The 13,641-nt window shown below is 70.3% G+C and carries 12 protein-coding genes and 1 riboswitch; of the genes, 7 read left to right on the top strand and 5 right to left on the bottom strand.

Features of this window, described 5'->3' with window-relative positions:
- Nucleotides 1–4 precede the first annotated feature (4 nt).
- Both ACQHIV_RS13380 and ACQHIV_RS13375 read right to left on the bottom strand, forming a co-directional pair.
- Nucleotides 5–607 (bottom strand): PadR family transcriptional regulator, encoded by a 603-nt coding sequence (locus tag ACQHIV_RS13380; protein WP_427894167.1) that lies wholly within the window; start codon nt 605–607, stop codon nt 5–7.
- A 26-nt stretch (nt 608–633) separates the two neighbouring features.
- On the bottom strand, nt 634–2,166 hold the full coding sequence (locus ACQHIV_RS13375; protein ID WP_427894165.1) for an FAD-dependent monooxygenase: 1,533 nt from the start codon (nt 2,164–2,166) through the stop codon (nt 634–636).
- A gap of 37 nt (nt 2,167–2,203) precedes the next feature.
- Here ACQHIV_RS13375 and ACQHIV_RS13370 point away from each other — a divergent pair, with 37 nt between their 5' ends.
- From ACQHIV_RS13370 to ACQHIV_RS13360, 3 genes are all read left to right on the top strand, one after another.
- Nucleotides 2,204–2,572 (top strand): VOC family protein, encoded by a 369-nt coding sequence (locus ACQHIV_RS13370; RefSeq protein WP_427894163.1) that lies wholly within the window; start codon nt 2,204–2,206, stop codon nt 2,570–2,572.
- Nucleotides 2,565–2,915 carry an MmcQ/YjbR family DNA-binding protein gene (locus tag ACQHIV_RS13365; protein WP_427894161.1) on the top strand — a complete coding sequence of 117 codons (351 nt, stop codon included), beginning with the start codon at nt 2,565–2,567 and terminating at the stop codon, nt 2,913–2,915. Before ACQHIV_RS13370 ends, ACQHIV_RS13365 begins: the two co-directional genes overlap by 8 nt.
- Nucleotides 2,916–3,203: 288 nt before the next feature.
- Nucleotides 3,204–4,199 (top strand): TerC family protein, encoded by a 996-nt coding sequence (locus ACQHIV_RS13360; protein WP_427894160.1) that lies wholly within the window; start codon nt 3,204–3,206, stop codon nt 4,197–4,199.
- A 50-nt stretch (nt 4,200–4,249) separates the two neighbouring features.
- Here ACQHIV_RS13360 and ACQHIV_RS13355 read toward each other — a convergent pair whose 3' ends face one another.
- The 3 genes from ACQHIV_RS13355 to ACQHIV_RS13345 are packed head-to-tail and all read right to left on the bottom strand — an operon-like array spanning nt 4,250 to nt 7,001.
- Nucleotides 4,250–5,116, bottom strand: coding sequence for an NlpC/P60 family protein (locus ACQHIV_RS13355; RefSeq protein ID WP_427894158.1), 867 nt, complete (start codon nt 5,114–5,116; stop codon nt 4,250–4,252).
- Nucleotides 5,113–6,177 (bottom strand): mandelate racemase/muconate lactonizing enzyme family protein, encoded by a 1,065-nt coding sequence (locus ACQHIV_RS13350; RefSeq protein WP_427894156.1) that lies wholly within the window; start codon nt 6,175–6,177, stop codon nt 5,113–5,115. Before ACQHIV_RS13350 ends, ACQHIV_RS13355 begins: the two co-directional genes overlap by 4 nt.
- On the bottom strand, nt 6,174–7,001 hold the full coding sequence (locus ACQHIV_RS13345; RefSeq protein ID WP_427894154.1) for a serine hydrolase: 828 nt from the start codon (nt 6,999–7,001) through the stop codon (nt 6,174–6,176). The genes ACQHIV_RS13350 and ACQHIV_RS13345 overlap by 4 nt, the downstream gene beginning before the upstream one ends.
- Before the next feature lie 43 nt (nt 7,002–7,044).
- On the opposite strand from ACQHIV_RS13345, the gene ACQHIV_RS13340 reads away from it, so the two are divergent.
- The 4 genes from ACQHIV_RS13340 (at nt 7,045) to cobN (ending at nt 13,641) form a co-directional block, all read left to right on the top strand.
- Nucleotides 7,045–7,977 (top strand): cobalamin biosynthesis protein, encoded by a 933-nt coding sequence (locus tag ACQHIV_RS13340; RefSeq protein WP_427894152.1) that lies wholly within the window; start codon nt 7,045–7,047, stop codon nt 7,975–7,977.
- Nucleotides 7,968–8,648 carry a phosphoglycerate mutase family protein gene (locus tag ACQHIV_RS13335; RefSeq protein WP_427894150.1) on the top strand — a complete coding sequence of 227 codons (681 nt, stop codon included), beginning with the start codon at nt 7,968–7,970 and terminating at the stop codon, nt 8,646–8,648. Before ACQHIV_RS13340 ends, ACQHIV_RS13335 begins: the two co-directional genes overlap by 10 nt.
- Nucleotides 8,639–9,607, top strand: coding sequence for a DUF3500 domain-containing protein (locus ACQHIV_RS13330; protein ID WP_427894148.1), 969 nt, complete (start codon nt 8,639–8,641; stop codon nt 9,605–9,607). Before ACQHIV_RS13335 ends, ACQHIV_RS13330 begins: the two co-directional genes overlap by 10 nt.
- Nucleotides 9,608–9,609: 2 nt before the next feature.
- Nucleotides 9,610–9,721: riboswitch (cobalamin riboswitch) on the top strand.
- A 35-nt stretch (nt 9,722–9,756) separates the two neighbouring features.
- A complete protein-coding gene (cobN, locus tag ACQHIV_RS13325; RefSeq protein WP_427894146.1) occupies nt 9,757–13,641 on the top strand; it encodes a cobaltochelatase subunit CobN in 3,885 nt (1,294 codons plus the stop codon).

Raw genomic sequence — 13,641 nt, 5'->3', positions numbered from 1 at the left:
GGCGCTAGCTGACTCGGTCCAGGAATCCCCGGAGCCAGGTCAGTTCAGCCTCGGCCATTGCCCGCCGGTACTCGTGATCGGCCAGATCCAGGAGTACCGGCGGGTGCTCGGCGGCGGCGAAACCGGCGCTGGTGGCGGCGTCGAAGGCGGCCAGGTTGTGCTCAGCGGCCGCCAAGCGGTCGCTGAGCGCGGCGACCAGTTCGTCGTGCGGTAGCGCCGAAGCGAAGGACAGCGCGGCCGGAAAGCTCGGGTATTCGTCGACCGGCGTACTGAGCAGGTCCCGGACCCACCGTCGGGAGAGCCGCCGCCCACGATCCGTGGTCAGGTAGAGGGTCCGTTCCGGGCGGCGTTCTTCCCGAGAGGTCTCGACCGCCTCGATCAGGCCGTGGCGTTCGAGGCGGCTCATCGTCTGGTAGATCGCGTTCGGCTGAGTCACGTTGACGACCTGGTCCTTCTGCCACTCCCGGATCCGCTGCCGCAGCCCGTACGGATGCTGCGGATGCCCGGTGAGCAGGACCAGTACGGCCATCGCGAGCGGGGACCGCCGTACGGCGGAGTCCTGCGCGCCGTCCGCCGTGTGCTGGTCGTCGCTCGCTGCTCGTGCCATGGCGTCATCCTGCCATCGAGTCCGCTCTAGTCGTCGAGCGCCAGCAACGACGGCACGGCGGCGGCGAGATCGTCCGGATCGGTTCCCGTCCAGGCGACATAGCCGTCGGGCCTGATCAGGCTCACCCGCGGCGCCGGGCCGTAGCTGCTCCACGCGGGCTCGACGCCAATTCGATGGGCCTCCACCGGCAGCTTCGGCTGCACCCGGTGGATGGCGTCCCGCCAGGGCTTCGGGTTGGTCGGCGCGAACAGGACGTAGCCACGACCGAAGAGATCGTGGGTCGAGGTCCGGTCATCGATCCAGACGTGCGGTGCGCGGCAACCGGGGCGGACGCTCCGTTCGAGGGTGTCGCCGAAGACCGTGGTGTGCTCGGCGCCCGCGACGGCGTCGGACCGGTAGCGCTGGCCGAGCACCCAGAGCTGGTCGTCTGTGGTGTCGTCCTCGATCGTGGCTCCGACGCGCTTCAGTTGGCGGTTCACAATCAGGTCCGACAACTCGGCGGCGACGGTGCGGCGTTCCACCTCGTAGGTGTCGAGAAGTCCGGCACCGGCCCAGCCGCGGAGCACGCCTGCCAGCTTCCAGGCGAGGTTGTGCCCGTCCTGAACGCCGGTGTTCGCGCCCATCGCGCCGGCCGGCGGCCAGGTGTGCGCCGCGTCGCCGGCGAGAAAGACGCGGCCGTCGCGGTACCGGTCCGCCAGGCCGATCGTCTGCTGCCAGCCGGCCACGTCCTCGATCTCGACCTTCAGGCCGGGCGCGCCGACCGCCGCGCGGACGGCGGCGATCGCCCGCTCGGTCGTGAAGTCCTCGACCGACTGACCGGCAGCCGGGTCGTAGGCGACGTTCAGACTCCATCGGTCGGCCTCGGCAGTGGTGACCAGCCCGGCGCCTACCGCGTCGTTCGCGATGATCCAGAACAACGCCCGGCGCGGGACGTACGCCGCGAGGTCCGCCCGGAACACGATGCTCGCGGAGTGCTGGACGACGCCGGGCCCGATCCGCTGGATGCCGAGCCGCTCGCGGATCGGGCTGCGGTGCCCGTCGGCCGCCACCACGTACTGTGCCTCGACCGTCGACGTCGTACCGGTCGCGAGATCGCGCAGTACGGCTGTTGCCTGCTCGTCGTCCTGGGTCAGGGACACCAGCTCGGTGCCGAAGCGGTACGTCGTACCGCGGGCGCGACCGGCGGCGATCAGGATCGGCTCGATCGCACTCTGGTCAGCCTGGCAGAACTCCGACGGACTCAGCTCCGGCCACGCCTTCGGGGCGTCGTCGGCGAACAGCCAGTGCCACTCGCCGGCGAGAGTCTCGCAGCGTGCCACGCCCCAGTCGTGCGCGAACGGCCGGCCCGCCGCGCGGATGTCGTCCTCGAGCCCGACAGCACGGTAGAGCTCCATCGTCCGCTGGTTGATGCCCCGGGCCCGGCCCTGGATCGAGGCACCGGCGTGTCGGTCGACCAGGAGGGAGCGGACTCCGAGCTCGCCGAGGAAGACCGCGGTCGCCAGCCCGGCCAGCCCGCCGCCGACGATCAGCACTTCAGTAGTCTCTTTAGAATTAATCATAAAATGACTATAGCCGATGCGGGCTAGTGTGCATGTCGTGTTCGATCACCTGTCATTGCAGTGCGACGACCTCGCGGCGAGCCGGCGGTTCTACGAAATGGTGCTGGGGCCGCTCGGGGTCGGCGTGACGATGGACTTCGGTGACGTGCTCGGGTGGTCCGGGGCGGACGGGGTGCCGAAGTTCTGGCTCGGCGCGCAGACGACCGGGGGCCGGCAGCGGGAGATCCACCTCGCGTTCGGGGCGCCGGACCGGGCGACGGTCGACGCGGTGCACCGCGCGGCGCGGGAGCTCGGTGTCGAGGTGCTGCACGCGCCGCGCGAGTGGCCGGAGTACCACCCGGGCTATTACGCGGTCTTCCTGCGCGACCCGGACTCGAACAACGTCGAGGTCGTCACGCATGCCTGAGCGGCTGACCGGGGACGAGCTGCGCGCGTACTGCCTGGAGAAGGCGGGGGCCTGGCCGGACGAGCCGTGGGACGGCGACACCGTGGCGAAGGTCGGCGACAAGATCTTCGCGTTCCTCGGCGCAAGCGGTGTCGGGCTGAAGTGCGGGGCGAACCGGGACGAGGCCGACGAGCTGGTCGCGACGTACCCGGACGACGTCCGGAAGATGGCCTACATCGGGCGTGCCGGCTGGAACACCGTGCAGCTCGGCGGCGCGGTCCAGGACGACGAGATCCTCGAGCTGATCGACGCGTCGTACGACACGGTCGTCGCCAAGCTGCCGCGGCGGCTGCGGCCGGCCTGACGTACGACGAGCCGGGCCGGTCGGGTCGCCGGGGTGAACGGGCGGTCACCACCGACCGTGATCTCTCGCTGACCCGGTTGTGACCAACGCCCCGGGGCGGGGATTTGGAATCTCGGACGCCGAACCGTCAGAATGGTTGCGGAGAAGGGGAGTATTCCTTCGCGGCGGCATCGTCATCACGGCCTGGGTTCGTCCCGCGGCCCGGTGCCCCCGGTCTCACCGATCACACAGGGTGAGGCGGAAGAGACCTTCGGAGTGGATGTTTCGTCTGAGCTCCGGAGGATTTCTGTGCACGTAGCTGACTATGTCTGGTACATCACCGTCGGCCTGCTGCTCGCGCTGCTGGCCTTCGACGTGTTCATCATCGGCCGCCGGCCGCACGAGCCGAGCACCCGCGAGTCCGCGACCGCGATCGCGTTCTACATCGGTCTCGCGGTGGTGTTCGGGCTCGGCGTCTGGTGGTTCTCCGGCGGGCAGTACGCCGGGGAGTTCTTCGCCGGGTGGCTGACGGAGTACAGCCTGAGCGTCGACAACCTGTTCATCTTCCTGATCATCATGGCCAGGTTCCAGGTCCCGCGGCAGTACCAGCAGACCGCGTTGCTGGTCGGGATCATCCTGGCGCTGGTGTTCCGCGGGGTGTTCATCGCGGTCGGCGCGGCGGCGATCAACCAGTTCTCGTGGGTGTTCTACATTTTCGGGGCGTTCCTGGTCTACACCGCGATCCATCTTGCGAAGCAGGGTGAGAACGACGACGACGACTTCAAGGAGAACGCGGTCATCCGGTTCGCGAAGAAGCGGCTGAACGCGACCGACGAGTACAACGGTGTCAAGCTGACGCTGGTCAAGAACGGCAAGCGGCTGGTCACCCCGATGGCAATCGTGATCATCGCGCTCGGTACGACGGATCTCCTGTTCGCGCTGGACTCGATCCCGGCGATCTACGGGCTGACGCAGGAGCCGTTCCTGGTGTTCACCGCGAACGTGTTCGCGCTGATGGGGTTGCGGCAGCTGTACTTCCTGCTGGGTGATCTCCTCAAGCGCCTGGTCTACCTGTCCCTCGGGCTGTCGGTGGTCCTCGCCTTCATCGGCGTGAAGCTGGTCCTGCACGCCATGCACGTGAACGAACTCCCGTTCATCAACGGCGGCCACCACATCACCTGGGCCCCGGAGATCCCCATCTGGTTCTCCCTCGGCTTCATCATCATCACCCTCGGCATCACCACGATCGCCAGCCTGACCAAGTCCCGCAAAACCAACCCAGAACTCCACCCCAAAGAGTCCTGAGCACAAACAAACACCCCGGACCTGCTGTCGGTCCGGGGTGTTTGTTTGCGCTAGAAGCGGGCTGCTGTGACCAGGGTGGAGCGGCGGTCGTCGGTCAGGGGGCCGTTTTCCAGGACTTTGCCGGTTTCGGAGGCGTGGAGCATGCCGGTGGGGGAGACGAAACCTACGTGGTGGATGGGGTTGTTGTCGCGGGCGAAGAAGTAGAGGTCGCCGGGGTGGGCCTCGTCGAGGGGGATGTTGGGGAGGTCGGCGGCCTGGTCGTGGGCGTCGCGGGGGGTGCGGAGGCCGAGGACGCGGCTGACCGCGTGCACGAGCCCGGAGCAGTCCAGCCCGTACGCCGACGTACCGCCCCACAGGTACTCCAGCCCGAGGAACTGCTCGCCCAGCCGCAACCGCTCGTCCATGTCCGACGGCTCCGACACAGACCGCAGTACGGCGTCCCGCAACCAGCCGGACCCGCCGTCGGGCGTCGCCACCCGCGTGTACCCGTCCGCGTGCTCCAGCGACGCGAGCACCGTCGCGAACGACAACTCCGCGACCGGCTGACCGCCCGGCTCGGCGAGCAGTTCGACCGTCGGTACGGCGATCGCGACCGGGTCGGAGGCCGCGGTCGGCAGCTCGCCCAGGTGGCTCGACGGGACCCAGCCCGGGTAGCCGAGCTCGTCCTGCGACGACGGCTGCCAGGGCGCGAGGATCTCCGACCAGCCGTCGCGTTCGGAGCGCACCAGTACAGGCTCGGCGAACAGCAACTGGGTCAGCGTCCGGCCGTGCAGGCCGAGGCGGGTCTCGGTGTCCATCGACTTCGCCCACGCGGCGACGTCGGGGTGTTCGGCGGTGGCCGGTGCGTCGATGTCACGGGGAGCGTCCGGTGAGGTCCAGACCGTGCTGACCGGGACCTTGGTGGCGGCTAACTTCATGCCCTCAAGCCTGTCACGCCCAGTCCAGCGGCAGAAGGCAGGTGTATCAGCGACCCCTCGTACCGGATTCCGCCGGCCACCGCCGGCTCCCGCAACCACCACGCGGCGTCCAGGTCGTTGACCGCGGTCGTCGGGTACGCCGACACCAGCGCGGCCGCCGCGCCGACCCCGACGTGGCCCTCCATCATGCAGCCGACGATCGCGCCGAGCCCGTGCTCGCGGGCCAGTTCGAGCAGCGTTCGCGCGGGACCCAGCCCGCCGCACTTCGCCAGTTTCACGTTCACCAGATCGGCCGCGCCCCGGCGGATCACGGCGACCAGATCGCGGACGCCGTACACCGACTCGTCGGCGAGGATCGGCGTACCGACGCGGTCCGTCACCCACGCCATACCGTCCAGGTCGGCGGCGGCGACCGGCTGTTCGACCAGCTCGATCGCGCAGCCGGCGTCCTCCAGCGCGCGGATCACGGTGACCGCGTCTCGGCGCGTCCACCCCTGGTTGGCGTCCAGCCGCAGCCGGGGCTCGGGCCCGATCGCGTCCCGCACCCGCCGGACCCGCTCGACGTCACCGGCCGCGTCCGTACCGACCTTGATCTTCAGTACGTCGAACCCGTCCGCGACCCGCGCCTTCGCCGCATCGGCCAGCGCGTCCGGATCGCCCACGGACAGCGTCATGTCGGTGCGTACGACGTCGACGGTCGAGCCGAGGAACCCGTGCAGCGTCTGCCCGCGCCGCCGGGCCGCGAGGTCGTGCAGCGCGACGTCGACCGCGTCCTTCGCGCCGAAGTTCCCGACCGCGGCGCCCTGCACCCGGCGGAGCGCCTCGGTGAGGTCGTCCGGCCCGAGCCCGTCGAGCGCGGCGGTGATCGGGCCTTCGATGCAGGCCTTCGATCCGGCGAGCGAGTCGCCGGTGACCTTCCAGACCTGCGGCGCCTCGCCCCAGCCGCTCTGCTCGCCGTCGCTGATCTCGACGAGCAGCGACTCGGCGTGGGTCGCCGTACGCAACGCGGTGATGAACGGCGTGTGCAGCGGCGCCGACACCAGGTGGGTCGTGAGCTTCACCGCACCGCTCCCAGGTCGTGCCGGTGGTTCCACGCTTCGAGCGCGATCGACGCGATCAGCTGCTGCGCTTCGCTGTCCGGCAGGTCGGACGTGGTACAGACGACGAGTACGAACGGGTCCGCGTCGGCAGGGCGGACGATGCCGCCGTCGTGCCGGATCCGGGTGTCCCAGCCGTTCTTGTGTTCGACGCGGGTCCCGGCGGGCAGCTTCGCGGGGATCTCGCCGTTCCACTGGTTGCCGGCCAGCAGGTCGCGCAGGTAGTCGCCGGAGGCACCTTCCTGGTTGCCTACCGCAACAAGCACGCCGGCCAACCCGGCTGGGCTCATCAGATTGCTGATCCCGGCCCGCTGCGCGGCGGAGTCGTCGATCCCGCGCTGGATCTTGGAGGCCGGCTCCGGGGAGGACTTCAGCGTGGACTCGGCGAGGATCGCGTGGGCCGCGTCGGCGCCGACCTGTTCCAGGACCAGGTCGGTGGCGAGGTTGCTGGAGCGGGTGATCATCTCGGTGGCGAGCCAGCCGAGCGGGACCTGCTCGCCCATCCGCGACCAGGTGGCGGGGGCCTCGTCCTCGTCCGGGTTCACCCCGAACCGGCCGCCGGCCGCGGACGCGAAGTCGTTGTGCACGGTCACCGGCTGGTCGAGCGCGAGCTCGCCGGCCTCGACCTTGCGCATCATCGCCATCGCCACCGGCAGCTTCATCGTGCTCGCGGAGTAGTGCGGCCGCTCCGCCTCGTGCACGAACACCGGTACGCCGTCCAGCCGGCCGAGCCAGACCCCGAACTCCCCGCTCCCGTCCACCAGCGAGAGCAGCTCCGCGATTCCCATGCGGTCACCCAATCACAGCCGCCCACCTGGCAGACTTCCCAGGGTGTCCAGCACAAACACGAGGGCTCTCGGCATCCTCCTGGGCTTCACCGCCGACCGCCTCCTGGGCGACCCGCGCCGCTACCACCCGGTGGCCGGCTTCGGCCGTACGGCGTCCCGCCTGGAATCCCGGGTGTACGCCGACTCACGCGGCAACGGAGCCGCGTACGCCGTGCTGCTCGTCGGCACGACAACAGCCCTGGGCATCGCGGCCGAGCGACTCACCCGCAAGCATCCACTCCTCCACACCGCGGCAACCGCCGCCGCCACCTGGACCGTCCTCGGCGCCCGCAGCCTCGAACGCGAAGCCGAAACCATGGCGACCCTGCTGGAGGAGAAGGACATCCCCGGCGCCCGGGATCGCCTCAGCCACCTGTGCGCGCGCGACGCGACGGATCTGGAGGCCGGCGAACTGGCCCGCGCCACGGTGGAGTCGATCGCCGAGAACACCTCGGACGCGTGCGTGGCGCCGCTGCTGTGGGGAGGGGTGTTCGGCGTACCGGGGCTGCTCGCGTACCGCGCGGCGAACACGCTGGACGCGATGGTCGGCTACCGCTCGCCGAAGTACGAGAACTTCGGCTGGGCGGCGGCGCGGCTGGACGACGTACTCAACCTCCTGCCCGCCCGGGTGTGCGCCCTGCTAACCGGCCTGGCTTCCGGGCGTCCCGCCGAAACCGTCCGAATCTGGACGCGCGACGCCCCCCAACACCCGAGCCCGAACGCCGGCCCCGTCGAGGCGGCGTTCGCCGGAGCCCTCGGCCTGACCCTCGGCGGCACGAACGACTACGGAACGTACGTCGAGAACCGCGGCACGCTCGGCGACGGCCCGCCTCCCACTGTCCCGGACATCCGCCGTACAGCAGCCCTCGCCGGACGCGTCGGCCTGGCGGCCGCCGTCGTCGCAGCCTTCATGGCCTGGAGGAAGAGATGGGTCTGAGTCATCGGCCGTTGCGGATCGCGCTTGTTCGACACGGGGAGTCCGAAGCGAACCTGGACAAGACTGTGTACGAGCGCACCCCGGATCACGCGGTTCCGTTGACGGCGTTGGGGCATGAGCAGGCGGCCAAGACCGGGCGGGAGCTGCGGGAGCTGTTCGAGGACGAGCCTGTGCGCGTGTACGTCTCGCCGTACCTGCGGACGCGGCAGACGCTCGACTCGCTCGGGCTGGACGACCTGATCGGCGTACCGCGGGAGGAGCCGCGGCTGCGGGAGCAGGACTGGGCCAACCTGCAGGACACCGAGGACATCGAGCAACAGGAGCAGCTGCGGAACTCGTTCGGGCACTTCTTCTACCGGTTCACCCACGGCGAGTCCGGCGCTGACGTGTACGACCGGGTCTCCACCTTCCTCGAGACGATGCACCGCGACTTCGAGACTCCGGACGCGCCGAAGAACGTGCTGCTGGTCTCGCACGGTCTCACCATGCGGCTGTTCTGCATGCGCTGGTTCCACTGGTCGGTCCGGTTCTTCGAGTCGCTGCGGAACCCCGCCAACGCGGAAACACGCGTCCTGCTGCGCCAACCCGATTTCCGGTACAAGCTGGACCGGCCGTTCGAACAATGGACCACGTACGAACCCACGGAACAGGAGCGATCGGCATGGTTGTAGAGCAAACGCGGGACGCCGTACTGGATCTCCTGGCGAGCCTGTCGCCCGCACAGCTCGACAAGATCAAGGCACCGTTCGACACACCTGACCACAAGGAGTGGACGTACCTCCCGGGTGACCGGGCCGGGCTGCCGCTTTCGGAGCTCACGCCGGCACAGCAGTTGCTGGCCAAGCGCCTGGTCGAGCTTGGGTGCAGTGAACGCGGGGCAGCCGATTCCTGGGCGGTCCTGGACGCAGAGGTCATCCTCCGCGGCATCCCCGCGCTGCCGGTGTCAGGAGACTGGGAGGGCTCGGTTCTTGGCGGCCGGTTCTTCCTACGCGTCCTCGGTGACCCGGCCGGCACCGGCCCGTGGGCCTGGCGACTCAACGGGCACCATCTGGCGCTGCACGTGGCTGTTGTCGACGGGGCGATCGCGTTCACTCCACAGTTCATCGGTTCGAACCCTGCGCAGGTCCTGACCGGCCCTGAGACCGGCCGGCGGTTCTTGGTCGCAGAACAGGACCTGGGCTTCGAGCTTCTGCACGCACTGGAGCCTGGCCAGCTAGAGGTCGCCCTGGTCTCGCCCGATGCCCCCGACGACATCCTGACCCGCCACGACCCGGTCGCCGACGCGTCTCTGCTGCACCGGGGCCTGCCGTACGGCGACATGAACGAACAGCAGCGCCAGCTCCTGAGCCTGCTGATCGGCCAGTACGTCGGCCGCGCCGTCGGACCGATCGGCCTGCAGACGTGGCAGGACATCACCGAGAACGGCATCGAGCACCTGACGTTCGCCTGGGCCGGTGAGACGACCCCCGGCATCGGCCACCGCCACTACTACTCGATCGCCGGGCCGACGTTCCTCGCGGAGTACGACAACACCCAGGACAACGCCAACCACATCCACTCGGTCTGGCGTGATCTCCGCAACGACTGGGGCACCGACCTACTGGCTGCCCACTACGCGATGCACAGATAGAGTCAGCAGCGTCATCCGACGGCATCAGCAGGAACCCGGTGTGAGTCCGGGACGGTCCCGCCACTGTGACCCCGTGCAGGGGGAGTCAGGAACTGCCGCCGTCGTACCTGTAGCTGGGGCGTGGATACCCCGGGAAGGACTGTGCTGTCGTGGCTGCGAATCTTCTGCTGCTGTCCACCGCCGATACCGACCTGCTGGCCGCAGCGGAGGCAGGTGCGGGCTGGGCGGTTGCCAACCCGGCGCGGCTCGCCCCCGAAGCCCTGGCCCCGCTGCTCGACGACGCGGCCGTGGTTGTCGTGCGGCTGCTCGGTGGGCGCCGCGCGTGGGAGGAAGGGCTTGACGCCGTACTGGCGTCCGGGAAGCCGGCTGTCGTCGTCAGCGGTGAGGCAGCGCCGGATGCCGAGCTGATGTCGCTGTCGACCGTTCCGGCCGGTGCGGTCACCGAGGCGCTCGCCTACCTGCGCGAGGGCGGCGCGGACAACCTCCGCAACCTGGCCGGGTTCCTGCGTGACACCCTGCTGCTGACCGGCGACGAGTTCGAGCCGCCGCGCGCGCTCCCGGCGTACGGCGTCCGTGGGGCGTACGTCGAGGACGACCGGCCCGTCGTCGGGATCGTGTACTACCGCGCGCACGAGATCTCCGGGAACACCGCCTTCGTCGACACCCTGGCCACGGCGGTCGCCGACGCCGGGGCGCAGCCGTTGCCGGTGTACTGCGGAACGCTGCGCGGCCTCGATCCGACGAGCGACGAGAATGCGGGCCTGTTCGACCTGCTCCGGAAGTGCGACGTACTCGTGACGACGCTGCTCGCCGCGGGCGGATCGGTGGCGGCGGACGCGAGCGCCGGCGGGGCGGACGACGCGTGGGACGCGGGCGCGCTCGCGTCGCTCGACATCCCGTTGATCCAGGGGCTCGCGCTGACCTCGACCCGCGAGCAGTGGCTGGACAGCGACGCGGCGGTCAGCCCGCTGGACGCGGCGACGCAGGTCGCGATCCCGGAGTTCGACGGGCGGCTGATCTCGGTGCCGTTCTCGTTCAAGTCGTACGACGCCGACGGGCTCGCGCGGTACGCGCCGGACCCGGAGCGGTGCGCGCGGCTCGCGGGGATCGCGGTCGCGCACGCCCGGCTGCGGCACGTGCCGCCGGCCGAGAAGCGGCTCGCGCTGGTGCTCTCGTCGTACCCGACGAAGCATGCGCGGATCGGGAACGCGGTCGGTCTCGACACCCCCGCGTCGGCGGTCGTGCTGCTCGGCGAGCTGGCGGCCGCCGGGTACGACCTCGGCGGGCTCGACCTGAGCGAGCTGCAGGGCGCGGACGGCGCCGACGGGCTGATCCACCGGCTGATCGCCGCGGGCGGGCACGACGTCGACTGGCTGACCGACGAGCAACTGGAGAACGCGGTCGCGAAGGTACCGCTGGCGACGTACGCGAGGTGGTTCGGACGTACGCCGGAATCGTTGCAGGCAGCAATGATCGACGCGTGGGGAGCGGCGCCCGGCGAGCTGTACGTCGACCGCTCGGGTGCCGAGCCGGCGATCGCGCTGGCCGCGCTGCGGTTCGGGAACGTGGTGCTGATGATCCAGCCGCCGCGCGGGTTCGGGGAGAACCCGGTCGCGATCTACCACGACCCGGACCTGGCGCCGTCGCACCACTACCTGGCGGCGTACCGGTGGCTGGAGGCCGCGCCGGAAGAGGGCGGCTTCGGGGCGCACGCCGTCGTCCACCTGGGCAAGCACGGGACGCTGGAATGGCTGCCGGGCAAGGGGATCGGGATGGCGGCCGGCTGCGCGCCGGACGCCGTCCTCGGGAACCTGCCGATGGTGTACCCGTTCATCGTCAACGACCCCGGCGAGGGCACGCAGGCGAAGCGGCGGGCGCACGCGACGGTCGTCGACCACCTGGTGCCGCCGATGGCGCGGGCCGAGACGTACGGCGACATGGCGAAGCTCGAGTACCTGCTGGACGAGTACGCGACCGTGTCGGCGCTGGATCCGGAGAAGGTGCCGACGCTGCGGGCGCAGATCTGGACGTTGATCCAGGCGGCACAGCTGCACCACGACCTGCACACGTCGGACAAGCCGTCGGACGAGGAGTTCGACGAGTTCGTGCTGCATCTCGACGGGTATCTGTGCGAGATCAAGGACGTGCAGATCCGGGACGGGCTGCACATCCTCGGCGGCGCGCCGACCGGCGAGGCGCGGGTCAACCTGGTGCTCGCCGTACTGCGCGCGCGGCAGTTGTGGGGCGGTTCGTACTCGATCCCGGGCCTCCGTACCGCCCTTGGCTACGCGTTCGGCGTCGACGAGGCTGCCCTGCTCGACAGTCCTGGGTCTGCGGCTGATCTCGCCGATCTCGCGACGCTCGCCGACCTTCCCGCGGTCAGTGGTGCCGACGGCGTGGACATCCTCGAGGCGGTCGCGCGGAAGCTCGTTGTCGGGATGGAGACGCTCGGGTGGGACGTGACGAAGGTCCCGGTGGTCGTCAGCGAAGTGTTGGCCCGGGACTGGGTCGAAGGGAAGCCGGGGGAGCCGGGGGAGCCGGGGGAGCCGGGGGAGCCGGGGGAGCCGGGGGAGCCGGGGGAGCCGGGGGAGCCGGGGGAGCCGGGGGAGCCGGGGGAGCCGGGGGAGCCTACCGCCGGCGGCGCCGAGGGCGCTGGCGCTGGCGGTGGCGGCGGGCGTGGGGTGGGTGGGGTGGTGGCTTCGTTGCGGTTTGCGGCGGCGGAGGTTGTGCCTCGGTTGGGGCGGACGGGGGACGAGCTGGCGAACGTGCTGCGGGCGTTGGACGGGCGGTTCGTGGAGGCGGGGCCGTCGGGGTCGCCGACCCGCGGGCTGGTGAACGTGCTGCCGACCGGGCGGAACTTCTACGCGGTCGACCCCAAGGCGATTCCCAGCCGGAACGCGTGGGACGTGGGCGTGGCGCTCGCCGACTCGTTGCTGGCGCGGCATCAGGCCGAGACGGGGGAGTACCCGCGCTCGGTCGGCCTGACGATCTGGGGAACGTCGGCGATGCGGACGCAGGGCGACGACCTGGCCGAGGTGTTGTGGCTGCTCGGCTGCCGGCCGGTGTGGGACGAGGCGTCGCGGCGGGTGACCAGCTTCGAGGTCGTGGACCTGGAAGAGCTCGGCCGCCCGCGGATCGACGTGACGATCCGGATCTCCGGCTTCTTCCGGGACGCGTTCCCGCACGTGGTCGCGCTGCTCGACGAGGCCGTCCGTACGGTCGCCGCCCTGGACGAGGCGCCGGCGGACAACTTCCTGAAAGCACACGTCGACGAGGACGTTGCCGCAGGCAACGACGTACGGCAGGCGACGGCCCGGGTGTTCGGCTCCAGGCCCGGCTCGTACGGCGCCGGTCTGCTGCCGCTGGTCGACGCCCGGAACTGGCGGACCGACGCGGAGCTCGCCGAGGTGTACGCCGTCTGGGGCGGGTACGCGTACGGCAAGGACCTCGACGGCGCGGAGGCCCGCGGCTCGATGGAACGCGCGTACGCCCGGATCCAGGTCGCGGCCAAGAACGCCGACACCCGCGAGCACGACATCATGGACTCCGACGACTACTTCCAGTACCACGGTGGCATGATCGCGATGGTCCGGCACCTCACCGGCGCGAACCCGAAGGCGTACGTCGGCGACTCCGCCGTTCCCGCCCAGGTGAAGACGCGGACCCTGGAGGAGGAGGCGAAGCGGGTGTTCCGCGCGCGGGTGGTGAACCCGCGGTGGATGGCGGCGATGCGGCGGCACGGGTACAAGGGCGCGTTCGAGATGGCGGCCACCGTGGACTACCTGTTCGGGTACGACGCGACCGCGGGCGTGGTCGACGACTGGATGTACGAGTCGCTGACCAGCGAGTACGTCGCGGATCCGGAGATGGCGGAGTTCTTCCGGAAGTCGAACCCGTGGGCCCGGCACGGGATCGCGGAACGGCTGCTCGAGGCCGCGCAACGCGGGCTGTGGGCGGAGCCGACCGACGAGGCGCTGGAGACGCTGCGGAGCGCGGTCCTTGAGACGGAGGGTGACATCGAGGACCGCGCCTGA

This window comes from Kribbella polygonati (genome assembly GCF_050320105.1).
In the GTDB taxonomy this organism is placed as follows: Bacteria; Actinomycetota; Actinomycetes; order Propionibacteriales; family Kribbellaceae; genus Kribbella.
Note: the sequence above shows the minus strand (reverse complement) of the source record. Positions and strands in the feature narration are given on the sequence as shown.

Bases quoted from the DNA above. Each gene is read 5' to 3' on its own strand.
- ACQHIV_RS13355 (WP_427894158.1), bottom strand. From the start codon at position 5,116: ATGAAGTTAGCCGCCACCAAGGTCCCGGTCAGCACGGTCTGGACCTCA.
- ACQHIV_RS13375 (WP_427894165.1), bottom strand. From the start codon at position 2,166: ATGATTAATTCTAAAGAGACTACTGAAGTGCTGATCGTCGGCGGCGGG.
- ACQHIV_RS13345 (WP_427894154.1), bottom strand. From the start codon at position 7,001: ATGGGAATCGCGGAGCTGCTCTCGCTGGTGGACGGGAGCGGGGAGTTC.
- ACQHIV_RS13330 (WP_427894148.1), top strand. From the start codon at position 8,639: ATGGTTGTAGAGCAAACGCGGGACGCCGTACTGGATCTCCTGGCGAGC.
- ACQHIV_RS13380 (WP_427894167.1), bottom strand. From the start codon at position 607: ATGGCACGAGCAGCGAGCGACGACCAGCACACGGCGGACGGCGCGCAG.
- ACQHIV_RS13365 (WP_427894161.1), top strand. From the start codon at position 2,565: ATGCCTGAGCGGCTGACCGGGGACGAGCTGCGCGCGTACTGCCTGGAG.
- ACQHIV_RS13335 (WP_427894150.1), top strand. From the start codon at position 7,968: ATGGGTCTGAGTCATCGGCCGTTGCGGATCGCGCTTGTTCGACACGGG.